Genomic DNA, 25,099 nt, shown 5'->3' with positions numbered 1-25,099 from the left:
GCCCCGCCCTTTCCTTTTTGCGAAACAAGGCGCATAATATCGTTATTCCTTCTTGGAATATCGAAGCCGCCTCTTGCTTCTCCGCTGCTACGCCGGCGGCCTCGTCTTCGAAGATCCTGTTCTCCCGCAGGATCTTCTCTGGCAGTTGCGATGAGAAATGAAGTCAGTCCTTGATTTCTCATTTCTTCCGGGCGCAGGCGCGCCCGGTTTTTTTCCCCTCTGTTTCCAGGGCATTCGCCGGGCCGCACGGGCGGCCTCCCGCCCCGCGATTCTCCCGAAGACCAGGCAGTCGGTGAAGGCCGCCCCGCCTTGTCGGCTCGTGCCGTGGATGCCCCCGTGGTCTCGCCCGCGGCCCAAAGGCCCGGGAGCACCGAGCCGTTCGCCGCAGCACAGCGGCCTGGGGATTGATCCGTATCCCTCCAATCGTGTAGTGGGTCTCGAGAGTCTCGCGGCCGAAGTAAAAGGGCGGGGTGTCGATTTTCTGCGTGAAGAGGGTCTTCCCGAATAGGCGGTCGAGTGCGAGGAAGTCCGAGGAGACGCTCCAGTCCCAGCCCCCGCTGGCCGCGGGCATCGTGAGCAGCGCCACGGCCACGTCCCGCACCACGTCAGGGTTCGCGCGCTCGAGCTAGCCGATCACGGCGTCCGGATACAGGCCGGTGCTGCGACGGCAGGAAGCGCCTGGGCCGGCCTTGTCGTCCGCCACCCGCAGCGTCCCTTTTTCCACCCAGCCCTCGCTCTCGAGCTGCTCGAGCCCGCAGGCGCGAATAACGCCGGCGCCGGAGCCGCCGGCCAGGACTTCGGCCACCACATCGGGCATCTGATAGTGAGTGAAATTCACGGACTTGAAAAACCGGCGCCAGTTGTAGCCGGACTGCGCGAGCTCGCCCATAGCGATCTGCCAGCCCTCAAAATCGAGCGGCTGGCTCGCAGCCACGGTGCGCCCCCTCAGGTCGGCGATCGTGCGCAGATCCGGGCGCTGCGGACGATGAAGGCCGAAGCGACGCTTCGCGAGGGATCCTGGCCCGGTAAACGGCGGCGTGTCGCAATGTGACGGATCCCGACCGAATGGATCAGAATCCCGTAAATGCCGGAGGGCGCGATGAAGAAATCGACGGAGCCGTCGGAAAGCGACCTTTCGGCGTCAGCCGCCTCAAGGTACTTGATCTCGAAGCTGTACCCGGGAAGCTTCTGTGCGAGGTAGCTCAGCGTCGGCTCCACGGTCTCGGCGTAGAACTGCGGGCTGAAGGTGTTGAAAAGCCCGAAGCGCACGGCCTGGCGGCCCGGGCGCCGGCGATGCGGCCAGCGCAGCCGCACAGGCCCAGCTCAAAATCGAGGCCGCAGCGAGCCCCTTCGTTTTCAATTGCGCCGCCCCCAAAAAAGGGAAATCTCTGACAGCCTTTATTTTCCGCTCAAAGCGGCCGCGGGCGCTAGAGAGGCTTACCCTGCGGCTTCACGCTGGCATTCTCGTACGCCCGGAGGAGGAAATAAAGCTCAATGCGGCGCGTTACGCGCCCGAAAAGCCGCGTGGCAAACCCGGGCTCTTCGTTGATCTCCTCGGGCTTGAGCGGCTCGCCCTTTTTCATGGCCGCGATGACCACGTAGACGGGCACGGGCAACGACGCCGTCCGCCCGTCCGGCCAGCCCAGGTTCACATGCGCTGCGGAAACCTTCCATTTGTCGCTCTCGCCCAGAAGCCTGAAGGAGAGCACCAGCTGGGCCTCTGAAAACGAGAGCGCCTTCTCGACCCGGTCGTGGTGAGAGCTGTTCGCGCCCTCTTTTTTCAGGTCCGCGAGAGCCTGCTCGCGAAACTCCCTGATCGACTTCGAGCGGCAGGAATAAAAGACCCACCGATGCCCTCTGGGATCCTTATAGGCGTCCCAGCTGGTGTCGAGACAATCCGGGTAGAAGTCGAGCACCCGGCCCACGGTGAAAAAGGAGTGGTTTTCCTCGATCACGGTGTCTTTGACTGCCCGGATGTCGGGATTAAGCGACGAGCAGGCGCCAAGGAGGACCGTGGCCAGCGCCGCGGCTGCGGCCGGTCGTAATTTATTCATGACAAGACAAAGCCGGAGATCCGGCAAAAACGCTTCCGCCGTCATTTTCCTCTCTGGCGAGGACTGCGGAAAACAGGAAACGCAGAAAAATTGTTTCCTGCTGTATCCGGGCCCGGCGCGGCGCCCGGGAGAAAGGGCCGGCTGCGCGGGCAGGAGAGCTCTGAAAGAGCAGGAAAAGTTCTCTATGGATTATAAATATCAATTTAATTTTCAATGTATTATTAACTATAAGTTAAAGTTTTTATTTATGTTTTCGAAATGGAAAGTCCGCAGACCGCCGCGGGCCTTCTCAAAAAGAGGCCCGGACACGCTCGACCGCCGGGGGAGCCACCGATTATGATTGTGTGGCAGGACCGTCTTTTTCGCCGGGCGCACCGCCCGGCCCCTGCGGCAGACCAAGGAAGAACCGGCATGGCAGAACAGGACATCGCGATCGAAGGGCTTTCCTTCGCACGGCAAATATTCGAGGACATCGCTTCCCTCACGAAGGACCCGGCGGGTGGGTACACCCGCGAGGGCTACAGCGCGAAGGAAAACGAAATCCACGACTACTTCAAAAAGCTCGGCCGGAGCCTGAAGCTCGAAGAAAAAACGGACCCTGCCGGCAATCTCTACCTCACGCTGCCGGGCCGGCACCGGGAACTGTCCGCCTTCATGAGCGGGTCGCACGCAGACTCGGTGCCCCAGGGCGGAAACTACGACGGGCTCGCCGGGATCGTGGCGCCGCTCACCTGCCTGTGGTGGATGGAAAAAACGGGCTTCCGCCCCCAGCGCGACGTGACGGTGCTTGTCACGCGCATGGAGGAAAGCTCCTATTTCGGGAAGCCCTACGTCGGGACGATGGCGCTCACCGGGAAGCTCAGGCCTGAGGACCTGCAGCTGCGGCACCGCACGAGAAACGAAACGCTGGGCGAGGCGATCACGCGAGCAGGCTTCCGCCCCGAAGAAATGGTGACCGGGCGGCCGCTTTCAGACCTCGGGGGCATCGCCGCCTTCGTCGAGCTGCACATCGAGCAGGGGCCGCGGCTTGATTCAAAGCCCGTGAAGCGCATCGGCGTCGTGACCGGCATCAGGGGCAACCTCCGGCACAAGGCAATCCGCTGCGTCGGAGAGACCGCCCACTCGGGCGCCGTGGATTACGAATTCCGCCACGATGCAGTCCTTGCCACGGCCGAGCTGCTGATGAGCATGGAAAAGCACTGGATACACCGGCTCGACCGGCAGGAGGACCTGGTCTTCACCTCCGGAGTCGTCAAGACCGACCCGTCCGCCTCGATCACGAAGGTTCCGGGGCTCGTCACGTTCTGCATCGACATGAGAAGCCAGTCCATGGGCACGCTCGAGCGCTTCCACGAGATGCTCGTGCGGGACACCGACCGAATCGCCAAAAAGCGCGGCGTACGGTTCGAGTTCGACAAAATGCTGAGGACCGAATGCGCGCGGCTCAATCCCCGCCTCGTTGCGAAAATCGCCAACACGGCGGCCGCCCACGGCATCCCCTTCCTCGTGATGCCATCCGGAGCCGGCCATGACGCCGCCGTCATGGCAAACGCGGGCGTTCCCTCGGCCATGATCTTTGTGGCGAACCAGAAAGGGTCGCACAATCCGAACGAAGACATGAAAATCGAGGACTTCATGCAGGGCGTGAAGCTGCTCCTGCTGCTGATTGAAAATTACGACCTCTGAAAAAAGAGCCCGGAGCAGCGGGCCCTGCCCGCGCACGCCGCCGCAGGCTCTGCCCTGCCCGCCGGACCCCACCTCTACGGCGCGGATCCCCTGAGGCCGCCCATTTTCCGCCGCACAGCGGCGGGCTCTCCTCCTACAAGTGGCTGCCGTCAGGCTTGAGCGTGAGCAGAAGCACGATCAGCTTAAGCAGAAGCCTGATCAGGAAATTATCGCGGATGCGCGCCACAGAAGAAAGGGGAGCCTCGTCCCGAAATGCACGATATGATGTTTGAATATTACAGAAAAATACCTCATGGCCGTTAGCCGCGGCGGGCTGCTCCCCCGCCTGCGGCCCCACAGGGACGCCTACATGAAAAGCACAGCACCGGCATCCGCCGAATTCGCACTGCAGCGCCTGCTCTCGTTTGACCGCCGGCATCCGGAGCAGCGGCTCTCTGACATAGCAATGAGAAGCGCGGCTCTGGTCTCGCACACTGGTTCGCCCCCGTCGGCCTTCACCGCCGCCCTTCTCTCGCCGCTGATCAAGGCGGGCCGCAGAATTGACGCCCGGGGGCTCGCGCGGGAAGCGGGCGGCAGGGCCGTTGACACAGCCCTTCTGGTGCCAGACGCGCTCATCGTCCCGTCGACCCCCTCGGAGCCCTGGCGCGAGCGGGCGCACCGCGCTCTCGAGACCCTGACGCACAGGCCGATTCCGGACGAGGTCTGGACCGTCACGCTCTCCGAGCACCTCGCCGCGCTTTCTGTCCTCTCCGAAGGCACGCACCGCGGGGGGATTCCCCGGGCGCTGCTCGGAATCGGCGCCTACGCGGAGCTCGACGACTACCTGTTCGAGGTCGCGCGCGCGCCCCGGGCGATCGCGCCGGAACCGGCCGCCCTGGGCGAGCGGCTTGAAGAAGCGCTTCGGGCCTGGCAGCGCGAAAGGCTCGCCTGCGCCCGCGCCCCCCAGGGCGGAGTATGGAAGCTCGACCTGGAGGGCTGCGCCGGGGCTGAGCGGCGCGCTCTCTATCGGGCCCTCTTTGAGAGCGCAGGAGTGCCGTGGCGCGAGGCCCCGGGCCCCTCCTTTCTCTTCATGCCGCCCCGCGATGCACTCGATCCGATGGAGTTCAGACTGCTGGTCGCGGCGCTGCGGCTTCACTGCGGGCAGGGCCGGGTTGCGCAGCTGCCAGAGGACAGCGGGCAGGCTTCCGGCTGGGCCGACTGGTCCATGCCCTGCAAGCCCCAGGGCGGACGCGTCACCGGCAGCCGATTCCTGCGCCTGCTTCGCGATCCCGGGGTCGACGACCCGATAAAGGCCTGGGTCAAGGCCCCGCAGCCTGAATTCGGCTTCATAGGCCGGACGGTTCCTGCCTTCGAGGAGGCGCCCTGGCGAGCCGGCCAGTCTGGCTTCGAAGCGCGTTTTTCCGAGGCCGTCCGCCGTTTCGGAATCACTGCGGCCACTGCCGCGGCACTCTGCCTCGAGTTCAGGGACGAGGCCTCGGCGCACATCGTCTACGACGGCCGTACCTTCACCGTGATCTGCAGCGGACGGCCGAATCTGTCCATCGGACGCGGCGGGGAGGAAAGCGGTCCCAGCCGCTTTCAGCTCTTTCGGGAGGGGGAACCCCCGCGGCCTGTTTCGGCCTCCTCGCTTTTCCCCGGGGCCGCCGCTGCCACCGGGTTCTCCTCCGAAACGCGGGAGATGCTGCGGTGCACGCTCAGTCTGTGCGGAATGCCCTGCCCCGGTCCGGGCGGCGCCCGGCTGCAGGTCTCCTCGGTGAGCCTTTTTCCCGCCGGGCGCCGGGCTGAGCTTTCTCTGCCCTCGGGGCAGCGGCTCATCATCGCGCCTGCGGAGGACAATCTCCACGTGAAACTGCGCTGCGGCGAAAAAAGCCGGGGCGAAGTCCTCCCCGCCCTGCTTTGGGAATGGATCGAGGAGAATTGCGCCTCGCCTATGGATGCCTTTCGGTAGTCCCCGCCGCGCGCGCCCGGCGGCCCGGTTCCGAAAAAAAATCGGAAAAGGTCTTATTTCCATCCACCGCAAGCCCCGGCTCAGCCTATACTCGGCATAATCAAAGCGCAGTCCCTGAAGAACCTCGGTTCTTCAGGGGGTGTTCAGCACTAACTTTCCTGTGAGGAGCTGCAGAAAAATGAAAATACTGGTTCCCGTCGACCTGAGCTCGGGCAGCCGCCACGCCGTCGAATTCCTCGCCTCGAGGAAAACCCTGCTCGGCGCGAGTGCAAGCATTGAGCTTCTCAACGTTCAGACGCCCCTTAAGCACCGCTCCTCGATCCTGTTCGGCCAGGGGGCGATCGACCGCTATTACGAAGAGCACGCCGAGCGGGTCTTCACCCGCTGCCGCCAGGTTCTGAACAGCGAGGGGCTGTTCGTACGCGAGTCGATACAGGTGGGCGTGCCCGACCAGAAAATCGCCGAGGAAGCAAAGCGCTACGGGGCCGACCTGATCGTGATGGGCACCCGGGGGCTCGGGGCGCTGCGCGGCCTTTTCATGACCTCGGTGTCCACTGGCGTGATCTCGATGGCCTGCTGCCCGGTACTCCTTGTCAAGGAAAAGCAGGGACCGCTTGGCGACGACCTGCACGTGGGCGTCTGCGTTGACGGATCCTCCTACGGGGCTGCCGCCGCGCAGTACATTCTGAAGCACCCGAAGCTGTTCGGGCGCAACGCGCGGTTCGACCTCATCAACGTCGTGAATGATTACCGCGGCGCGGCTCTCACGAACGTCACGGGCATCGCCATGCCGACGCTCTCGGACCAGGAAATCACCGAACTCGAGCAAAACGACTTCAAGGACGCCATGTCGAAGGTGCAGCCGCTTTTCGAGCGGGCGAAGCTTGAAACGCACGGGGTCTGCCTCGTGGGCAACCCCGCCTCGGAAATCACCGCCTATGCGGAGGCCAACGGCATCGACCTGCTAGTCACCGGCACTCACGGCTACACGCGGCTCAAATCCGCCGTGATGGGGTCCACCGCGCAGACGCTCGCCGCGCACAGCTCCATCCCGCTGCTCGTGGTCCAGAGCGGAAAGCCCGAGCAGCCCCAGAAGCAGCCCTGATTCCAGAGGCAGCCCCCTGCCGCTCCCTCAGGCGGGGACTGCCGGGGGCGCCGTCTTTTCCATCCCTTTTCAGACCTTTTCCGTCTTTTCACCTTCTGCGAGCCCGGCGGGACTCCCGGCCCGGTCAACCGGCCGCCCTGGCTGGGGAGCGCTCGAGCAGTGCGTGGTCCAGCTCCCGGCCGTCCGGCAGGAAGCAGCGCACCGAAAGCGTCCCCGCATCAGCCTCAAGGGTCATGAAGTTGTCTGTCTCGGGCCTTGGCGCGGCATAAAGGTCAAGCTCATGCAACGCCTCGACATTGTGCCTGATGTTGCCCGACACGCCGCAGACAAAATAATAGGGGCCGTCCTTTGAGTGCCTGAAGTTTCTCACGAAGCCGCGCCTGCGGTACGTGTGTAGGTGTCCGGTGAGGACGAGATCGATGCCGGTCTGCTCAAACAGCGGCATCAGCCGCCTGCCGGTCTGTGAAAAGCGGGTTTTCCAGGGTTTGCCCGGCCTCTGATAGTGCAGGATGTCCTTGTGCATCATCACGACCCGCCAGGGCAGTTCCGTTTTGGAGCCTTTTTCAAGAAACCACAGCTTCATCCGCTCGTAGAGGCGGGGCCTGAAGGCCGCAGCCTCGAGCCACTGCGTGTTGAGCACGATGAAGTGCACGGGGCCGCAGTCAAAGGCGTAGTACCAGCGCTCGAGGTCGCCCTCGCCGTTTTCCGGCACCGGGAAGGCCTCGAGATAGGCCCTCGGCATGATCGGGCGAAACTGCCGGTCGCCGGGATTCTTTCGGTAGCACTCGTGGTTTCCCATCACCGGGGCCTCGGGAACGCTCGCGATGGCAGGCGTCACGGCCTCGAACCAGTCGGCCCAGTAGGACAAGCGGCTGCCCATGTCTACAAGGTCGCCGAGGTTCGCGGCGAAATCCGGCCTCGGAAAGTGTCTGAGCGCCCCGCGGTAGACCCGCGCCCAGGTCCTGAAACGGTCGTTGGACTGGCTGTCGGCGAATACCAGAGCCCGGCAGCGGCCGCTCTGCGCAGTCCTGAACCGGAACCAGGAGCCGTTCGGCTCCACGCGGTACTCGTAGTCCTGGCCGGGCTCCAGTCCGTCAATCCTCACCGTGTGGAGGGGAAAGATCACGCCCTCGGCTTCCGCGTCGCACTGCGGGGCGTCAAACCGCCGTTCAGCGCCCTGATGGTCCGAGCGCCTCAGGACAAGCTCGCCCGGTCCCTGCCGTTTCCACTGGACCGTGACCGAGCGGGCGCAGTCCCCTCCCACGGTAAGCCGCGGCCAGACTGGGGGCGGCGTGGGATCGACCTCCTGCGGGCCGCGCGACGCTGCGCATCCGGAGGCGGAAAGAGCCGCCGCGGCCGCACTTCCGGCCAGCAGGCGGCGACGTGAGAGCTTCAGAAGAGTTGTCATGGCGCTTTTCCTTTCAATTGAAACGCGGATTAATCGGGCCGCGGCCCTGGGCTTCAAGGATAAGAGCCGCGATGTCGTCTTCTGTGAAAGCCCTGAACGAGCTTTCGCAGGGGCCGGGCTCACGCACGAACTGAAGAAGCTTCTCGCGTCCGGGATTCATCGGCTTGAGGCCTTGGAGCGTCCAGGCGATGCCAAAGCCATCATAGGCCTGATGAATGGCATCAAGCCCCTTTTGCAGGGCCTCACCCCCCGACAGCCCCCGGGTATCCACGCCCCAGGCGAGCCTGAAGTAATCACGGAAGGCTTCTCCGTCGCTCCAGACGCTTCGCAGCCAGTGAGGAAACAGTATCGTGATCGCGGGCACGTACGGAATCTCCCAGTAGTTTTCAATGATGCCCTCAATGAAGTACAGGCTGAAATCAACCTCTTTCTTTCCGAATGAGGTCGTCCCGAAGCCGTTCATGCAGGCCGCAAGCTGCAGCTCGCCAATCGCCTCCCGGTCGCCCCTGAGGGCCGCGGCCAGGTTGGAAAGAATCGTGCGGGAGGCGGCAAGGCTCGCGTTTTCCGCAAAGCTGCAGCGCCCCCCGCTCAGGAAGGCGACGCCGGCCTGAATCACGGCGGTCATCGCGCCATAGGCGAGGATCGGCGAGGGAATGCCGGTCGCATAGCCGGGATTGAGCCAGCAGAGGTCAGTCTGAAGAAGCTCGCCGTAGAGCCCGCCCGCGCGCCCGGTTTCCTTTTCGACCATCTCGGCCGCCCCGTCCATGTCAGAGCCTGACGAGGGATAGGTGGGAACCGTGGCAAGGGCGAGCCTGCTGCCGCCCCGGGGCTCGCCGCGCTGCTCAATCTCGGGCCAGACGTCGCGCTTCTGCGCCGCCCCGTAGGCCACGATTTTCGCAAAATCCATGGCAGTGGCGCCGCCCACGCCGATCACAAGACCGATGGACTGCCGGCGGCAGAGCTCCATCATGGCGCGGGCCTGCTCGATGCTGGGGCTGCCGAGGTCGGGCTCCACCCAGACGCGCACTCCGGCGGCCTCAAGCGCCTGCTCGAAGCCGGCCAGCTCGCCGCTGCGGGAGAAGTGCGCCCCGCAGACGACCAAGGCGCGGTTTGAAAGCGCGGCCGCAAGCCGCGCGAAAGCGCCCTTCATGTCCTCGCCGAACAGCAGCCGGCCCTTGTTCTGAAAGCTGAAAGATTGCATGGGATCCATCCTCCCCCGAAAAGGCTCCGGACATCATAATCCGCCGGACGGACGGCGCGAGGCTGATCCGCAGAGGGCGCGGCGTCCTAAGGCGAGAGCAGTGCGCGGCCTTCCCCCAGGTACCAGCGCACGGTCCGCTCCAGCGCCTGCTCAAAGGTGAGGCCTGGCCGCCAGCCGAGCTCGCGCTCGATTTTTGACGGATCAATGGCGTAGCGGAAATCGTGTCCGGGACGGTCTGACACAAAAGCGATCTGTGCAGCGTAGGGCCTGCCGTCCGGGCGGGGACTGAGGCGGTCAAGCAGCGCGCAGATGCTGCGCGCCATCTCAAGGTTGCCGCGCTCTCCGTGTCCGCCCACGTTGAAGGTCTCGCCGGGAGCTGCGTCGAAGAAAATGCTTTCAATCGCGCGGCAATGGTCTCCGACCCACAGCCAGTCGCGGACGTTGGCCCCGGTGCCGTAGATCGGCACAGGCTCGCCCGCAAGGGCTTTGCGAATCACCGTGGGAATGAGCTTTTCGGCGTGCTGCCAGGGGCCGAAATTATTCGAGCAGTTGGAAATGGTGTAGTTGAGGCCGTAGGTTCGCCCGAATGCCCGCACGAGCAGATCCGACGAAGCCTTGCTGGCTGAATAGGGGCTGCTCGGGGCATAGGGCGTCGACTCGACGAAGAAGCCCTCGGGCCCGAGCGCTCCATAGACCTCGTCCGTAGAAACATGGTGAAAGCGAGCGGAGCCGAGAACCCCTTTTTTCTTCCAGACCCGGACGGCCGCCGTGAGCAGCGAGGCCGTGCCCAGGACGTTCGTGCGGACGAAGCCCTGGGGGTTTGAGATCGAGTTGTCGACGTGGCTCTCTGCCGCGAAATGGATGATGCCGGTCACGTCAAAGCGCTCGAGCAGCGGGGCGACCAGGGCCGTATCGCAGATGTCCCCGCGGACCGGCACGACGCCGGGCATCGCCTTCTGCGCTTCCCAGATCTGCGGGTGCGCGGCGTAGGTGAGCAGGTCGAGATCAATCACGCGGATCTCAGGCCTGCGCCGCTCGAGCCCGAATATGAAGTTCGAGCCGATGAAGCCCGCACCTCCGGTCACAAGTATCGTTCTTTCAAAAGCGGTCACAGCACCTCCCAGGCCTCGCGGCTCTCGAGCGCCTCAAGCCACCCCCTGGGGGCAACTCCGCAGGCGTGCTCAAAGCGCGAGCAGGACAAAACGGCATGCGCGGGCCTTCGCGCCCGCGACGGAAAGGCTCCGGTGTGCACCGGGCGAACGCGGCAGTCGAGCCCCTCGGCCCGCACGATCGCCCGGGCGAATTCGAAGCGCGAGCAGCTGCCCTTCCCTGCGAAATGGAAAAGACTCATCGGGCGGCAGTGCGCCCCGGCGCGAATGAGAAGGAGAATGGCCTCGGCCAGATCCTCGGCGAGCGTGGGCGAGCCCACCTGGTCGTCCACGACGGAAATTTCCGGCCGCTCGCGGGCAAGCCTGCGGATCGTTTGAAAAAAATTCCGCGTTCCTTCCCGCTTGGAATAGAGCCAGGCTGTGCGGACGATCAGGCCCCGCGCCCCGCTTTCAAGGAGCGCGGCCTCGCCCGCGCGTTTGCTCAGCCCGTAGGCCGAAAGCGGGCTCGGTGCGTCAGTGACCTCGCAGAGCCTTTCTGATACGCCGTCGAAGACGTAGTCGGTTGAGACGTGCACCAAGGGAATGCCCTGCTGCGCAAGCAGCCAGGGCGCATAGGCGTTCACCGCAAAGGCCTCTCCCGGGCAGTCCTCGGCCCTGTCCACCGCGTTGTAGGCTGCGCAGTTAACGACGGCCTCGAAGCGGCCTGCGCCCAGCAGCTGCGAAATGCGGGCGGAATCCGTCACATCAAGCTGAGCGCGCCCGAGCGCGAGCACCCCAATCCCGAGCCCCGAGGCCCTCCGGACAAGGGCCTGTCCGAGCTGGCCGTCCGCCCCCGTCACCGCGATCACGGCCGCCTCCCGAAAAAGAAATCCGGATTCGAGCGATAGCGCGCGAAACTCTGCGCGTTCCGGTCCTTTTCCGAAAAAGAGGCCTGCGAGGCGGGCACCCCCCAGTCAATCCCGAGCTCCGGGTCGAGGGCGCTCACCGAGCCTTCGGCTGCAGGCTCGTAAAAGGCATCGCACTTGTAGGCGAAGACCGCCCGTTTCGAAAGGACCGCAAAGCCGTGGGCGAATCCCTTCGGAATGAACACCTGGCGGTGGTTTTCGCCCGAGAGCTTCACCGCTGCGAAACGGCCGAAGGTGGGCGACCCCGCGCGGAGGTCAAGCGCCACATCGAGCACTTCTCCCTCAATCACCCTCACCAGCTTGGCCTGCGAGGCCCCGCCCTTCTGATAGTGGAGGCCTCGGATGACGCCGTAGTGCGACAGGGACTCGTTGTCCTGAACGAACCGCACGTCGAGCCCTGCCTCAGCCATGGTCCTTTCATTCCAGGTCTCGCAGAAATACCCGCGTCCGTCGCCGGAAATCCGGGGCTCCAGAACAAACACCCCGGGCAGAGCGGTTTCAAGCTTTTCCATTTCCGTCACCCTCCCCGCCTAACTGCGCCAGAGGCTGGCCGAAAGAGCCCTGAGATGCTCAAGGTACGGCGTGCCCGGCTTCATCGAGCGCAGCAGCGCCTCGTAGTCCTCCTGACTGATCAGCCCGCGGCGCCTTGCCATTTCCTCCGGATAGCCCGCAGGCTTCCTTTCATTGCGCCAGGCCCTGGCCGCCAGCTCCGAAGCCTCAAGCAGGGCATCGGGAGTGCCGGCGTCAAGCCATCTCGACTCCCTTTCGAGCCGGAGCGCGCGCAATCGCCCCTGCGCCAGATAAAGGTTGTTCAGGTCCGTGATTTCCAGCTCCCCCCGCGCCGAAGGCCGAAGCGTGGCTGCGAGGCCCGCCACGTCGGACGGGTAGAAGTAAAGCCCTGTCACCGCCAGATTTGAAGTAGGCAGCTTCGGCTTTTCAACCAGCCTGAGCACCCGCCCGCCGGCATCGCAGTCCGCCACGCCGAAGCGCTCCGGGTCCTTTACGGGGCAGAGCACCACCACGGCCGTTTCCAGAGCCTGTCCGGAGGCGAGGGAGCGCAGCCGGGCGAGCTCCCCGTTCAGCAAGAAAAGATTGTCCCCCAGGATGAGGCAGATGTCCTCGTCGATGAAGTCCGAAGCGATCAGGAGGCTCTGCGCGATGCCTTCGGGCCTGTTCTGCACCCGGTAGGAAAGCCGCAGCCCAAATTCCGCGCCGTCGCCCAGCAGCGACCTGATGCCCGGAAGGTCCCGCGGCGTGGAAATGACGACCATTTCGGTGATTCCAAGATCCATTAATGTGGAGAGCGGATAGTAGATCAGCGGCTTGTCATAGACCGGGAGCAGCTGCTTAGAGGTGGTCCGGGTCATGGGATAGAGCCGGCTGCCGCTGCCGCCGGCAAGAAGAATGCCTTTCATTGCCTGACTGCCTCCGCCGGGTCTTCCGGCGTCCACCAGAGCCGGGCGTCGATGGGCCTGAGTGCCTCAGGCTCAAGGGGCTGCGGCTCTGTCTGAAGAAATGACCAGAGCGTTTCGGGGCTGTCGCGGCCGATCAGAAAGAGCCGACCGGGCCTGTCGAAGGGCTCGCCGGCGGCCGTGCTGCGATTGGTGATGATCTTTCGGTTCAGGAAAAGCGCCTCCGCCATCCGGAAGGAATATCCTTCATCCTGTCCGATCCGGACCAGGTCGACCATCACTTCGGCTCCCGCGCAGAGACGCAGGTAATCCGCGTAAGGCAGCCACTGCGAGGACTCCCCGGCTGTTTTCTCGACCAGCCAGCGGTCAAGCCCGGGGCAGGCGGACAGCAGCGCCGCGCGCAGAGCCCCGAGGACTTTTGTCCTTTCCACGCCTTGGCCCGGGCTGCCCATGAAAAACCACAGGCAGTCCCTGCTCGGCCGGTCGTATCCGCTCATCACATCCGGGTTCACGCCGTTGGGACGATAAAGGCCGCCCAGGGCGGCGGCATCGGAGCGGCTGTAGGACTCCAGCTCGTCGACCACCCCCTTGGAGCGCAGCGCCCTCGCGCTGAGGATCACCCTCTGCGCGCTGGGAGCCCGGCCGCCCAGCCCTCCTTCGATCCGGTCGTGGAAGCGCAGCACGATCCTGCGCGCCGGGTGCAGCTTCCGGTAGAGGCGCAGAAGCGGTGCCTCATGCATATCCGTAAAGACCGTGAGCCCTTCGGAGCGATCGGGGCCGCAGGAGGCGAGCAGCTTTGCCGCACGCCGGAAAAAGGCCCCGAGGCGAATCGGGCTCGTTTCATCCTTGAGCTCGAGCACCTGGAAGCCGAGCGGACTCAGATGCGTCCGGTAAAAGCGTGCAGCGGTTTCAGAAGGAGCAAAGAGCACTTTCGGGCCGTGGTCGCCAAAAAAACAGTCCGCCAGGTTCCTGCGGGCGATCTCGGAGCTGAGCGAGAGCCCCATCGCCTTTGCAAGACTGCGCTTCGCCCGGGCGGACCGCCCGCGGGTCTCCCGGCGCGACGGCACCGCGATCAGCCGGATGCGCCTCAGAAGAATATCGGACAGCGGGACGCTGTCAAAGCCGTCCAGCACCTCGATCGAATCGAAATAGCGCTTCGCGAGCGGCAGGCGCGTGCTACCGCGGCCAAGAGCGACAATGCGGGGCCCCGCGGATTTTTTCTCACTGTTCAAGGCTTGGTGACTCCTGCTGCGGCCGCCGGGGAGCCCGAGGCGGACTTCATTTGGAAAAACGGAAAAAGCCCGCGGGCGCACCTATCGGAGCAGCCTTTCGATCCACGCTGCGGCGCCCAAAGCGTCAAGCGCTCGCACGGCCACATATCCCAGCAGGAAGCAGGTTACCACGCAAACGGTCTGGTAAAGCAGCGCCTTCCACATCGCACGCCCCCTTTATTTGAATTTCACGACCCGCTTGAGCTCCTCCTCGGCCTTCTCCTCGGAGGCGGGGATCACCCGAAGAGCTGTCTGCATGAAGGCTGAAACCGCCTTTCTCTGATAGGCCTGGCGCGGCGTGCCGAAAAGGATCTCGTAGCTTGAGCCCTTGGGGAGGCGGAAAATCTCCAGCTGCTTCAGGGCCTCGTCGGGGAGCGTCATGCGCACGAAGTTTTCCTGGCAGAAGCAGGCCCCGACGCCCCTCAGGCACAGCGACAGAAGCGTGCCGATGTTGTCCGAGCGCGCGCTCACGAACGGATGCAGGTCAAAGCGCCGGATGAACTCCTGCGCGACCCTTCCGGAGATGTCTTCGGGCTTGCCCATAACGAATGGGCACTGAGCAAGCGGAGAAAGGTCGCCGCCGCGGATTTTTTCCACCGAAGCCTCGAGGCTGTCCGGGAAAAGCCGCTTAAGCAGAGTGCGGGAGACGGCAAGCACAATGTTCTCGCGGTAAAAGGGCTTGAGCTCAATATCGGGCGCATTGTTCGGAAACGAAGCTATCGCCAGATCAATGTCCCCGTCGGCCAGAAACTTGCGGAGCCTGTCGTTCGTGTCCTCGACCAACTGTATCTCATAGCGGGGCCAGTCCTTCTGAAATTCCTCGATCAGCAGCGGCATGATGGCCCGCCCGCGGGTAAAGGCCACGCCGATCTTGAGCACGCCCCTGTGATTGTCGCTGATGTCGCCCAGCTCGACCATCATCCGCTTGTAGTTTTTCTCAAAGTCGGAGGCGTACCGCAGGAACACCTCGCCCGCATAGGTCAGCTCAAGCGGCACGTGCCTGATCAGCAGCGCGCAGCCCAGTTCCTTTTCCACTCCTGCGATGTGCGCCGACAGCGTCTGCTGGGTGATGTGCAGCTCAGCCGCGGCACGCGTGAAGCTGCGCATCCGGGCCACCGTCGTGAAGTACTTCATCGAAAGGAAGTTCATTGCAAGGTTCCGTAGGGATCAGCAAAGTTGATTGCCTGTATTTTACGCAATGCACTACAGCAATTCAAAGATAGCAGGCCTCTGCCCGGCGCGGCCGCTAAAATGAGGCGGCGCAGCTTTTTTCTTTGCGCGGCGGAGCGCCCGCCCGCCGCACGTCCAACAGAGGCCCCCATGCTGTGGAGAAACCGACAATCGAGCTCGAACATTGAAGACCGACGCGGCGAGTCCCCGGGAGGCGGCCCGGGCGGCATGATCCCGATCCGCGGCAAGGGTGGAGTGCTGATTCTCATCATCGTGCTCGTGGCGGGCTACTACGGCATCGATCTCACGCCGCTTCTGACCGGCGGCGAGGCCGTCCAGACGCAGGCTTCAACGAGCGCCTACAAGCCTTCGGCCGAAGAGCAGGAGCTGGCGCAGTTCACGGGCGTGGCCTTGAAGACCACCGAAGAGACCTGGTCGGAGATCTTCAAAAAGGCCGGCTCCACCTATACGCCCCCGACCCTCGTGCTCTACAGGGGCAGCACCCGGACAGCCTGCGGCTACGGCCAGTCCGCCATGGGCCCTTTTTACTGCCCTCCCGACCGCCGCGTCTACATCGACCTCTCCTTTTATGAGGACATGAAAACCCGCCTGGGCGGCGGAGGCGACTTCGCCCTGGGCTACGTCCTCGCTCATGAGGTCGGACATCACGTTCAGAACCTGCTGGGCATCAGCGACAAGGTGCGCGAGGCGCAGAGCCGCACAGACCAGGCCGGCGCCAACCGCCTTTCGGTCCGGCTGGAGCTGCAGGCCGACTGCTTCGCCGGCGTCTGGGGAAACTTCATGAAACGCGACGGCGTGCTGGAAAAGGGAGACCTTGAGAAAGCGCTGCGCACCGCGTCGGCCATCGGCGACGACCGCCTGCAGCGAGAAAGCACCGGCCGCGTCGTTCCTGACAGCTTTACGCACGGGACTTCAGAGCAACGCTACCGGTGGTTCAAGCGAGGCTACGACACCGGGCGGCCTCAGGCCTGCAACACCTTCGGCTCGGACAACCTCGATAACCCGGGCGAGGCCCTGTCCGGCCGTTTCGGCCGGGCCTCCTCGCGCTGAAAGGCCTGGGACCCGGCTCCGGGCTGTCATGACAGCTTGTTTCTGAACAACCAGCCGGCCGCCGGCAGACAGAACGCGGCGATCAGCGCGAGCGGAATGAAATCAGGCCAGACCTGCGCGAGGCCCGCCCCCTCGAGATAAACCCGCTTCACAATGTCGATGCCAAAGCGCAGGGGATTCACATAGGTGAGGTACTGCAGCGCCGGCGCCATATTGCTCACCGGGGTGAAAAAGCCGGAGAGCATGACCGTGGGCACAAGGCAGAGGAAGTTGTAGAGCATCGCCTGCTGCATCGACAGCGACAGTGCGGAAATGGACAGACCAAAGCCTACTGTCGCGAGGTTAAACGCCAGAAGTCCCAGATACAAGGTGATCAGGCTGCCCGAGAAGGGAATCTCAAACCAGAAGCGGATCACAAGCAGAATGAGGGTCGACTGCACGAGGCCGACCAGAATGGGAGGCAGCGCCTTTCCTGCCAGAATCTCCACGGGCGTGAGCGGCGTGACGAGCAGCTGGTCAAAGGTCCCCTGCTCGCGCTCGCGCGCCACGGTGAAGGCCGCGGTGAGCTGAGTCTGGATGAGCGCGAGAGTCGCGATCAAGGCGACCAGAATATTCCAGCGGGAATCCAGGTTCGTGTTGTACCAGGCGCGCCGTACGAGCTCGACGCTGCCGGTCCTGCCGGAGAGCTCTGCCGCGTAGGAGGACACGATGCTGCCGAGGTACGCCCCCGCCAGCCCCGAGGTGATGGAGTTGCGCCCATCGAGCACGATCTGCAGCGGGGCGGTCCTGCCGCTGGAAAGGCGCGAGGCGAAGTCCGAAGGGACCCTGATTGCAAGCGCAACCGCCCCGCTTTCAACCGCCTCGCCCATCTCGCGCTGCGAACGCACGGTCAGCTTGCGAACGAAAATGCCGGAGCTGTCGATGCGGGCGAGCAGGTCGTCCGAGGCCTTGCTGTGGCATTCGTCGAGCAGGACGTAGGGAGCGTAAGAAAGCTCGTAGTTGGCGGCGTAGCCGAACAGCAGCGCCTGCAGGAAAACCGGAATAATGAGAATCGCCCGGCTCTTCGGGTCCTTCAGAAGGACCTGGAGCTCCTTGCGGATCAGACACCGCACCCGCAGCAGCCAGCGGCGCACCTCAGGGCTAATCACCATGTCGTTTACCTCAGCCTCTTGCGCACGGTCCTGGTCGTCACCGATACAAACAGGACGGCGTAGGCGCAGAGAATCAGGATCGAAGCCGCGAGGTCCCACGGCCTCGTGCCCACGAGAAAGAGCTCGCGCACAATTTTCACAAAATGCGTCGCGGGCAGGATGTTGCAGATGGGAGTGAGCCACCCGGGCATATTGCGCAGGTCAAAGACAAAGCCGGAGAGCATAGCGGCGGGCAGGAAACTGAGAATGAGCGCGACCTCGCTGGCCAGAAACTGGCTGCGCGCAAGCCCCGAGATCATCAGCCCCATCTGCAGGGACACAAAAAGGTAAAGAAAAGACACGCCTGCTATGGCAGCGAGGGACCCGCGGATCGGGACATCAAAAAGATAGCGCGCGGAAAGAAGGCAGATGGCGATATCCACGATGCCGATCAGCAGGTAGGGAGCCGTCTTCGTGATCACGATCTCGAAAGGACGCACCGGGGTCACGAAAAGCGACTCGAAGGTCCCCCTCTCCCACTCGCGGGCAATCAGCAGCGAGGCGAGAAACGCACCGACCAGCGTGAGGACAATCACGATGATGCCGGGCACCAGAAACCAGGTGCTCTGCCCCGCCTCGTTGTACCAGGTCCGCTGCACAATCTCCAGGCCGGAGCTTCGGACGGAGCTGCGGTCGGACTGTTTCTGGAGCGCGGTGCCCACGGCCGCGGACACATACGCCTCCACCGTCCTCACGGTCTGGGAGTCGACCCCGTTCAAAATAAGCTGCACCGGAGCGCTTCCCGACTCCGAGCGCCGCGCGTAATCCGAGGGGATGCGCACAATGCCCATCGCCGTTCCCAGCCGCATCGCTTCCACGGCCTCGTCCATGCCGGCCTTGCGGCTGACCTTCAGATACCGGTTGCCGGAGAGCGCCCGGATCAGGTGCTCGCCCTGCACGGAAGAGGATTCGTCGACGACGGCGAGCGGCGCATGCTCCACGTCGAACGACAGGCCGTAGCCGAGCAGAAGGATGAGGATGACTGGCAGCATGAGTCCGAGCAGGAGCGTGCTGCGGTCGCGCAGCATCTGCCGGAGCTCCTTCATGGCAAGAGCCCGCAGCCGGGTCGCTGCGCCGCGGGAGTCAGAAAATGCGCGGAAATGCTTCATTTTTTCCTTCCTCCCCCGGCCCGGCCCTTTTCCACGATCCTGATGAAGGCGCTGTTCATGTCGGCGCAGTCCTCACCAGCAAGACGGCGGACCTCGCCCGGAGTGCCCAGGGCGAGAAACCGCCCCGCGTCCTGAATCGCGATTCGGTCGCAGTACTCGGCCTCCTCCATGAAGTGGGTGGTCACGATGACCGTGACGCCGGTGCGGGAAAGCTCCGTGATGGTGCGCCAGAAGCTGCGCCTTGTGGTCGGGTCAATGCCGCTCGTGGGCTCGTCGAGAAACAGGATTCTCGGCTCGTGCAGAAGCGCGGCCGCCATCGCCAGCCTGCGCTTGGGGCCCATGGGCAGCCGGCCGGAGATATCCCCGGGCTGGAGGTCGAACTGTTGCAGCATCGCCTGCACCCGCTCGCGAAGCCTTCCGCCGTAAAGTCCGTAAGCGCCGGCAAAGAACTCCAGATTTTCCTTGTTCGTGAGCAGGCCGTAAAGCGCAAATTTCTGGGCCACATAGCCGATGCGCCCGCGGGCTTCCGCCCGGGCTTTGCGGAGATTGAAGCCCGCCACCTCGATCACGCCGCTGCTGGCGGGCAGCAACCCGCAGAGCAAGCGGAATGTGGTGGTCTTTCCCGCCCCGTTGGGGCCGAGAAGGCCGAATATCTCGCCTTCCTTCACATCAAAGCTCGTGCTGGCGACCGCCGTGAAGTCGCCGAACCGCCGCACAAGGTCCCGGACATGGATGACAGGCACGGAAGAAGCCGCCTTCCGGGTTGGAAAGGGCTGCTGCCCGGCGCGGGGAGTCCTGCAGCCCTCCCCGCTGTCCGAAATCATCAGCATGAAGGCGTCCTCAAAGTCCGGGCGGCGGCTTTCCATGCGCCGCCCGGCCAGAAGGGAAGCGAGCGCCGCGGCGTCCGACCCCGGCCGGCCGATGAAGCGCACGGCGCCCCCCGAGGGCACTGCATCCAGCACGAGATCGCCCCGGTCGTACAAGGCGGCCTGAAGGTCCCGCGCGGGCTCGCCCCCGCGCGGCCAGGCGGTGCCGGTGAAACCCTCGGCGCGCTTTACGATCTCGGCGGGACGCCCCTGGGCCACCAGCCGGCCTTTGTGCAGTGCAAAAACATAGTCCGAACGCTCGGCCTCGTCCATGTAGGAAGTGCTCCAGACCACCGAGATATGCTCAAGCTGCACCTGCTGCCGCACAATTTCCCAAAGATCCCGGCGCGACAGCGGGTCGACCCCGATGGAAGGCTCGTCGAGCAGAAGCAGTTTCGGCGTGCGCACGAGCGTGCAGATCAGCCCAAGCTTCTGCTTCATGCCGCCGGAGAGCTTCCCGGCCAGCCGCCCGGTGAAACGGTCCAAATCCGACATCGCGAGAAGCCGCTCGTAGCGCTTCGCGCGCACGGCGAGGGGCACTCCGTGAAGATCGGCATAGAGGTCGAGGTTCTCCTGAACGGAAAGATCCTCGTAGAGCGCGAACTTCTGGGGCATATAGCTGATCTGGTCCTGCACCCACTGAGCCTGCGCGGCCACGTCCCTGCCAAGAACCTCGATCCTGCCCGACGAGGGCGCAAGCAGCCCGCAGACGAGCCGCATCAGCGTCGTCTTGCCCGCTCCGTCAGCCCCCACCAGGGTGACGAGGCGGCCGGCAGGCACTTCGAAATTCAGCTCAGAAAGAGCCTGAACCAGGGTGCCGCCGGTGCCCCTGAAAGTCAACCCGAGGCCCTCGGCCCGGATAGCCACGGCCTGCTCTGCCATCGCCTCACACCCCGCCGGCTGTGGCCCCGGAGGCGGCGCCGGCGGCCGGGTGAAGCCTGACGGTCGCAGGCTGCCCGAGCCGCAGTTTCGAGTCGGGATCGTCAAAGAGTATGCGCACCTCATAGACGAGGCTCGTGCGCAGCTCCTCGGTCTGCACGTTCTTAGGCGTGAATTCAGCCACTGAGGAAATGAACCCCACCCGCCCGGGGACCTTTTCCCCGGGGTTCGAATCCGTGGTGATCTCGGCCGGGTCCCCGGGCTTCACTCGCCCCAGGTCCTTTTCGCTCAGATACGCCCGGACCCACTTGGGGTCCGTGAGCGCAAGCGTGAACACAGGGCTTGAAGCCGAAGCCATGTCGCCCTTCTCAAGCAGGCGGCTGCGGACCACGGCATTCTGGGGCGCGCGCAGCGTCCCGAGCTCGATGCGGTGCCGCAGCACGGCCAGGTTCGCCTTCGATGCCTCAAGCGACGCCTCGGACTCCCGGATGTCCTCCACCCGCGGGCCGATCACCTTGAGCTGCAGCGCCTCCTTCGCCTGCAGTTCGTTTTGCCTTGCCACGCGCTCGGCGCTGACCGCCTGGTCATAGCTCTGGCGGCTCACTGCGTGCCCCTGGGGCGTGTTCCAGAGCGCTTCGGCCCGCTTGAGGTCGAGCGAGGCCCGCTCGGCCTCGGCCTGAGCCGCCCGGTACTGAGCCCGCGCCTGGGCGATTTCCTGGGGACGGCTGCCATTGCGAAGACTCAAATGCGCCTGCTCTCCCGCACGGACCTGGGCGGAGGCCTGCTCGGCCTCAAGCTCCAGCGTGCGGGTGTCGAGAACCGCAAGCACCTGCCCTTTCTTCACCTGGTCGCCCTCCTCGGCCCGAAGCTCGCTGATGCGCCCGACCTCCTCGAATGCGAGCGACACCTGCCTGATGTCTACGTTGCCGTAGAGCACGATTTCATCGGAGGCTTTTTGGAAGAACTTTTCATGAACGCCGTACCCGGCCGCAGCCGCCGCCGCGGCAAGGACAGTCGCCGCAATGAGGATCTTTTTATTCATTTGCGCCTATATAAAACAACAGGTTGCTTAATGCCCTGACGCTTAGTTTAAATTAAATTTAAATTTAATTTTCTCTATAATAACCCCGGCAAAAGGGGAATTCAATGCAACAAGAGACCACGCGCCGGCAGCGCGCTGACGGCGCCGCCACCAGAGAGAAAATTCTTCAGGCCGCCTCGCGGCTGCTCAGCCGCAGGGGCTTTGCCAACGTGACATGCCGCGACATCGCTGCCCGCGCTCATGTCGACCTCGCCTCCATCAACTACCATTTCGGCAGCCGCCGCGGCCTTTTCGCCGCCGCGCTCATTGCTGCCCACCACGACCTTTTCCAAATCGAAGAGATGCGGAAAATTGTCGATAGTCCGCAGCCGGCAGACCAGAAAGTGAAGGGCATGCTCCGGATGATCCTGCAGCAGGCCTCAGGTGAAAACGGCTGGAAAATGAAGCTGCTGTTCAGGGGGCTGCTCGATGAAGAGGCGAGCCTGCGCCCGCTTTTTGACACTGAGGTCCTGCCTAAATTCGCTCTGGTCCGGCGCCTCGCCTCCGAAGTCTCCGGCATTCCGGAAAATGACCCGGCGCTGAGGCGCTGCATGTTCTGCGTCATTTCGCCGGTCTTTACGCTGCTTGCCTTCGGCAAAAGCCTTCCCAACAACCTCTACTCCCTGCAGAAGGACACTCCGGAGGAAGCCGCAGAGTTCATCGGCCGGTACATGACCGACTGGCTGCGGGAAGAAGGCCGGCGCTGGAAGGAAGCGGGCTGCGCGAAGGAGGCCTCAGCGGCTGAGGTAATCCGCCACGGCGGCCATGAAAGCGCCGGGCCGCTCGCGGCATGAAATGAACAGCCTGTCGCGCGCCCGGGTCACCGCCACATAAAAAAGCGAGCGCTGACGCTTGTATAGGCCGGCTTTTTCCATCTTGTCGGAGCCTTGGCCGACAGCCGAGTCCGATGGGATCTTGCCCGCATCGGCGCCCGCAATGAAAACCACCTTGAACTCAAGCCCTTTCAGCCGGTGCAGGGTCGACACCCTCACCGCGTCCCGCGCCGGCGTCTCGGCCGCTTCAATGGCGGCTGTGGCGAGGCCCCGCGCGGCCAGGCACCGGGCGTATTCGTCGCGCCTCTCGCGGGAATGCGCGGCCACAACAAAATCAGAGAGAACGTAGGACCGGTCCTGATTCTGAAGCTCAAAAATCCGATCCGCGATCCATCCGGCCTCGTCCTCAAGCCCGTGCGCGACGTAAAGCACAGGCTCGGGCCCGCGGCGGGTGGAAACGCACTCTTCATCGCGGTAAGGCCGCCGGCTCAGTTTCGACTCGAGCACCTTTGCGCGGTTGTGCTCCAGCACGACAAGAGCGGCGCTGCGAATGTCGGCGGTGGTCCGGTAGTTGATCGTGAGCTTTCTCGTGCGCTTTGAGCGCACGTTGATGCCGCAACGCTTGAGGTCGTAGCCGCTGCCGCGGCTGTAGATGCGCTGGTTTTCATCGCCCACGATGAAGATGTCGCCCTGCCTGGGGTGGCCCGGGCTGTTCGAGAGCGACAGGTCAGGGGTGAGCTGCCGCAGAAGCCGGAAGGCCTCGCGCCCGAAGTCCTGAGCCTCGTCAAGAATCACCGCCCGGTACTGCTTGGTCGAACGCCCGGACATCAGCAGAGCCGAGGCCGTGTTGTACGCGTCCGATGGCGTAAGCTTGCCGGTGTCATCGATCGCCCGGCGCACGTAGGCAAGCACCGGCCAGACCGCGGAGCGCTCCCGCTTTCCTAGCGTCACGCCCCGGCCTCTGCGGTCAGCGAGGAGATAGGCCGCCTCGGAACGGATGTTGTCGGGCAGAACCACCTGCTCAAACTCGTTACGGTAAAAGGACTCCGGCATCGGGGGCTTGTTGCCGATGCGGGCGGGGAAAAGCCTCCTTGCGCCGGTCCAGATCGCGTCGAGCTCGGGTCCGGGCAGCAGGTACTCCCGGCCCATGTGGTTCTCAACGAGAAAATTCCGCACCCACTCGTCCAGGTTCACGATATCCATGGTCCTCTCAATGACCTTGGCAGGCAGGAGCTTCTCCATCTGCAGGCGCAGGTCGAGAGCCAGGTTGCGCGTGAAAGTGGTGAACAGCAGGCGATCCTTCGGACCCCAGTCGGGGAGCTCGACCAGACGCTTCGCACGGTGCAGCGCGACAACCGTTTTGCCGGTTCCGGCACTGCCCACCACCATGAAAGGCCCGTTGCGGTCGGCCTCCACAAGCTGTCTCTGCTCCTCGGAAAGGTAGCAGCGCCACTTGTCGAGCGGCATCCTCAGGATCTCGGAGAAATCCTCCTTGTCGGCGGGAGCGTAAAAGGCGCTGCGCGTGGCGGCGCTTCCCAGATACCCCGCCTCGGTTGCCGTCGGCCGCACGCCGTGGGAGACGAGTGCCGAGGCCGGAGTGCCCTGGACGATTTTCCAAAGCCGCTTTTCGACCGCGGAAGGCAGGAAGCGGCCCTTCTGCTCCAGTTCGTCTGCGGAGCAGAGAGAACGGACGAGCTCGAGCCGGTTCACAGGCACTCCGAGATCGAGCAGCAGGCCGTCGGAGACCTTGCTGAAAAGCGGAGAGCCTTTTCCTGAAGCGCTCGCCGGGACAGCGTCCTCGGGTTCTTCGAACATCTGGATCGCCCGAATTCGGGGGTTCGCCTCTATGCGGTGCGTGCGGGCCCACCGGCAGGCTTCCTCGCGGCTCTTCGCCACCCATGCGAAAACCCAGATCGAAGAAAGAGGGTTGCAAAGCACTGCGTACCAGCCTTTCCAGAGCGTGAGACAGCTGTAGCCTGCCGCACCTTCGATCGGCTCGAGCGGGCCAAACTTGGCCAGCCTCTCGGGGCCGTGGCGCGTGAAATCATCAAAAAAGGCGGCGGCCCGGCTTTTAATCTCTATGTTTGCGCGATAAATCGCATCCATGAGGGAGGCCGCCGTGAGCAGCTGTTTACCTTTTCTTTTCATGACCGCTCCTCCTTTGCCGGGGGGACGCCCAAAGCCAGGGCCGCAACATCGCTCATCCGGGAGACAAGAAGAAAGGCCCCGGCCGCCTTAAGCGCCGATTCCTCCTCAAGCCCCAGACGGTTGAAACCGGTAAATCCCACGCAGGGAATGCCTGCGGCCCGCGCGGCCCGCACTCCAACCACCGAGTCCTCGACCGCCAGCGCCTCCGTGGGGCTCAGTCCCGCGGAACGAAGCGCCGCCAGGTACAGGTCCGGCTCCGGCTTCGGGCGAACACCCTGCGCGAGGTGAAAAAGCCGGTCTTCGAAAAGGCCCTGCGCTCCGGAGCTCTTCACCATGCGCTCGAGCCGCGAGGCACGGCTGTTTGAAACGAGGCTGAGGGGAACGCCGGCGCATTTCAGCCTGCGAAGGCTCTGCAGCGTCTCGGCAGGAACCGAGGCCTTGTCTTCAAGCACTCTGCGCCCCGCCCGGTAGCGCGTCATCCACTCCTCCGGAACCGTCACTCCGAAGCGTTCGTGAAGCACCTGGGGCACGAGGTCGCGCGTTATGCCCTGCAGCATTCTGATCACGTCAAGCGCCGTGAAGTGCAGGCCGAGCTCGCTCATCATCGCCGCGAGCAGCTGCCCGTCCGGGCCCTCGCTGTCGATGAGCGTGCCGTCGAAGTCGAAGAATACAGCCTTGGGACGAGTAAAGGGCATAGGAAAAATCTGCGCAGC

Annotated in this window: 23 protein-coding genes; 5 read left to right on the top strand and 18 right to left on the bottom strand. The window is 64.1% G+C overall.

Annotated features, from left to right (window positions below; all coding sequences use genetic code 11):
* Window positions 1-178 precede the first annotated feature (178 nt).
* The 4 genes from MAF45_RS06080 to MAF45_RS06070 all read right to left on the bottom strand — a co-directional run bounded on the left by MAF45_RS06080 (window position 179) and on the right by MAF45_RS06070 (window position 2,054).
* Window positions 179-604, bottom strand: coding sequence for a hypothetical protein (locus tag MAF45_RS06080; protein WP_237978667.1), 426 nt, complete (start codon window positions 602-604; stop codon window positions 179-181).
* A 21-nt stretch (window positions 605-625) separates the two neighbouring features.
* Window positions 626-934: a PhnD/SsuA/transferrin family substrate-binding protein gene (locus tag MAF45_RS11295; RefSeq protein ID WP_326520680.1), complete on the bottom strand. Its 309-nt coding sequence runs from the start codon at window positions 932-934 to the stop codon at window positions 626-628.
* An 11-nt stretch (window positions 935-945) separates the two neighbouring features.
* Window positions 946-1,314, bottom strand: a complete 369-nt coding sequence (locus MAF45_RS11290) for a PhnD/SsuA/transferrin family substrate-binding protein (protein ID WP_326520679.1) — start codon at window positions 1,312-1,314, stop codon at window positions 946-948.
* A 113-nt stretch (window positions 1,315-1,427) separates the two neighbouring features.
* Window positions 1,428-2,054 (bottom strand): hypothetical protein, encoded by a 627-nt coding sequence (locus tag MAF45_RS06070; protein ID WP_237978666.1) that lies wholly within the window; start codon window positions 2,052-2,054, stop codon window positions 1,428-1,430.
* Between the two features lie 411 nt (window positions 2,055-2,465).
* Between MAF45_RS06070 and MAF45_RS06065 the strand changes: the two genes are divergently transcribed.
* The 3 genes from MAF45_RS06065 to MAF45_RS06055 all read left to right on the top strand — a co-directional run bounded on the left by MAF45_RS06065 (window position 2,466) and on the right by MAF45_RS06055 (window position 6,793).
* On the top strand, window positions 2,466-3,740 hold the full coding sequence (locus MAF45_RS06065) for a hydantoinase/carbamoylase family amidase (RefSeq protein ID WP_237978665.1): 1,275 nt from the start codon (window positions 2,466-2,468) through the stop codon (window positions 3,738-3,740).
* A gap of 349 nt (window positions 3,741-4,089) precedes the next feature.
* On the top strand, window positions 4,090-5,688 hold the full coding sequence (locus MAF45_RS06060) for a hypothetical protein (RefSeq protein WP_237978664.1): 1,599 nt from the start codon (window positions 4,090-4,092) through the stop codon (window positions 5,686-5,688).
* A 178-nt stretch (window positions 5,689-5,866) separates the two neighbouring features.
* Entirely contained in the window at window positions 5,867-6,793 is a 927-nt protein-coding gene (locus MAF45_RS06055) for a universal stress protein (protein ID WP_237978663.1), read from the top strand.
* Window positions 6,794-6,917: 124 nt separating this feature from the next.
* On the opposite strand, the gene MAF45_RS06050 is transcribed toward MAF45_RS06055, so the two are convergent.
* The 8 genes from MAF45_RS06050 to MAF45_RS06015 form a co-directional block, all read right to left on the bottom strand.
* Window positions 6,918-8,201 carry a purple acid phosphatase family protein gene (locus MAF45_RS06050; protein WP_237978662.1) on the bottom strand — a complete coding sequence of 428 codons (1,284 nt, stop codon included), beginning with the start codon at window positions 8,199-8,201 and terminating at the stop codon, window positions 6,918-6,920.
* Window positions 8,202-8,214: 13 nt separating this feature from the next.
* Complete coding sequence (locus MAF45_RS06045; protein WP_237978661.1) at window positions 8,215-9,402, bottom strand: iron-containing alcohol dehydrogenase; 1,188 nt, start codon at window positions 9,400-9,402, stop codon at window positions 8,215-8,217.
* A gap of 86 nt (window positions 9,403-9,488) precedes the next feature.
* Window positions 9,489-10,514 (bottom strand): dTDP-glucose 4,6-dehydratase, encoded by a 1,026-nt coding sequence (rfbB, locus tag MAF45_RS06040; protein WP_237978660.1) that lies wholly within the window; start codon window positions 10,512-10,514, stop codon window positions 9,489-9,491.
* Window positions 10,511-11,359 carry a dTDP-4-dehydrorhamnose reductase gene (gene rfbD, locus MAF45_RS06035; protein WP_237978659.1) on the bottom strand — a complete coding sequence of 283 codons (849 nt, stop codon included), beginning with the start codon at window positions 11,357-11,359 and terminating at the stop codon, window positions 10,511-10,513. The genes rfbB and rfbD overlap by 4 nt, the downstream gene beginning before the upstream one ends.
* The gene (rfbC, locus tag MAF45_RS06030) at window positions 11,356-11,928 is read right to left on the bottom strand and encodes a dTDP-4-dehydrorhamnose 3,5-epimerase (RefSeq protein ID WP_237978658.1); all 573 of its coding nucleotides are present in this window, start codon (window positions 11,926-11,928) and stop codon (window positions 11,356-11,358) included. Before rfbC ends, rfbD begins: the two co-directional genes overlap by 4 nt.
* 18 nt (window positions 11,929-11,946) lie before the next feature.
* Window positions 11,947-12,831, bottom strand: a complete 885-nt coding sequence (locus MAF45_RS06025) for a sugar nucleotidyltransferase (RefSeq protein WP_237978657.1) — start codon at window positions 12,829-12,831, stop codon at window positions 11,947-11,949.
* Window positions 12,828-14,060: a hypothetical protein gene (locus tag MAF45_RS06020; protein ID WP_237978656.1), complete on the bottom strand. Its 1,233-nt coding sequence runs from the start codon at window positions 14,058-14,060 to the stop codon at window positions 12,828-12,830. Before MAF45_RS06020 ends, MAF45_RS06025 begins: the two co-directional genes overlap by 4 nt.
* A gap of 216 nt (window positions 14,061-14,276) precedes the next feature.
* Window positions 14,277-15,248 carry a LysR family transcriptional regulator gene (locus tag MAF45_RS06015; RefSeq protein WP_237978655.1) on the bottom strand — a complete coding sequence of 324 codons (972 nt, stop codon included), beginning with the start codon at window positions 15,246-15,248 and terminating at the stop codon, window positions 14,277-14,279.
* Window positions 15,249-15,419: 171 nt separating this feature from the next.
* Here MAF45_RS06015 and ypfJ point away from each other — a divergent pair, with 171 nt between their 5' ends.
* Window positions 15,420-16,340 carry a KPN_02809 family neutral zinc metallopeptidase gene (ypfJ, locus tag MAF45_RS06010; RefSeq protein ID WP_237978654.1) on the top strand — a complete coding sequence of 307 codons (921 nt, stop codon included), beginning with the start codon at window positions 15,420-15,422 and terminating at the stop codon, window positions 16,338-16,340.
* A 26-nt stretch (window positions 16,341-16,366) separates the two neighbouring features.
* Here ypfJ and MAF45_RS06005 read toward each other — a convergent pair whose 3' ends face one another.
* Genes MAF45_RS06005 through MAF45_RS05990 form a run of 4 tightly spaced genes read right to left on the bottom strand, consistent with a single transcriptional unit; the run spans window position 16,367 to window position 21,426 of the window.
* On the bottom strand, window positions 16,367-17,491 hold the full coding sequence (locus MAF45_RS06005) for an ABC transporter permease (protein ID WP_237978653.1): 1,125 nt from the start codon (window positions 17,489-17,491) through the stop codon (window positions 16,367-16,369).
* A 5-nt stretch (window positions 17,492-17,496) separates the two neighbouring features.
* A complete protein-coding gene (locus tag MAF45_RS06000; RefSeq protein WP_237978652.1) occupies window positions 17,497-18,639 on the bottom strand; it encodes an ABC transporter permease in 1,143 nt (380 codons plus the stop codon).
* Window positions 18,636-20,387, bottom strand: a complete 1,752-nt coding sequence (locus MAF45_RS05995) for an ATP-binding cassette domain-containing protein (protein ID WP_237978651.1) — start codon at window positions 20,385-20,387, stop codon at window positions 18,636-18,638. The genes MAF45_RS06000 and MAF45_RS05995 overlap by 4 nt, the downstream gene beginning before the upstream one ends.
* Window positions 20,388-20,391: 4 nt before the next feature.
* Window positions 20,392-21,426 carry an HlyD family secretion protein gene (locus MAF45_RS05990; RefSeq protein WP_237978650.1) on the bottom strand — a complete coding sequence of 345 codons (1,035 nt, stop codon included), beginning with the start codon at window positions 21,424-21,426 and terminating at the stop codon, window positions 20,392-20,394.
* Window positions 21,427-21,530: 104 nt separating this feature from the next.
* Between MAF45_RS05990 and MAF45_RS05985 the strand changes: the two genes are divergently transcribed.
* Window positions 21,531-22,259, top strand: coding sequence for a TetR/AcrR family transcriptional regulator (locus tag MAF45_RS05985; RefSeq protein WP_237978649.1), 729 nt, complete (start codon window positions 21,531-21,533; stop codon window positions 22,257-22,259).
* Here MAF45_RS05985 and MAF45_RS05980 read toward each other — a convergent pair.
* Entirely contained in the window at window positions 22,200-24,386 is a 2,187-nt protein-coding gene (locus tag MAF45_RS05980; RefSeq protein ID WP_237978648.1) for a 3'-5' exonuclease, read from the bottom strand. The genes MAF45_RS05985 and MAF45_RS05980 overlap by 60 nt on opposite strands.
* Window positions 24,383-25,081 (bottom strand): HAD family hydrolase, encoded by a 699-nt coding sequence (locus MAF45_RS05975; RefSeq protein WP_237978647.1) that lies wholly within the window; start codon window positions 25,079-25,081, stop codon window positions 24,383-24,385. Before MAF45_RS05975 ends, MAF45_RS05980 begins: the two co-directional genes overlap by 4 nt.
* Window positions 25,082-25,099: the final 18 nt, after the last annotated feature.

This window comes from Mesosutterella porci, assembly GCF_022134585.1.
In the GTDB taxonomy this organism is placed as follows: Bacteria; Pseudomonadota; Gammaproteobacteria; order Burkholderiales; family Burkholderiaceae_F; genus Mesosutterella; species Mesosutterella porci.
Note: the sequence above shows the minus strand (reverse complement) of the source record. Positions and strands in the feature narration are given on the sequence as shown.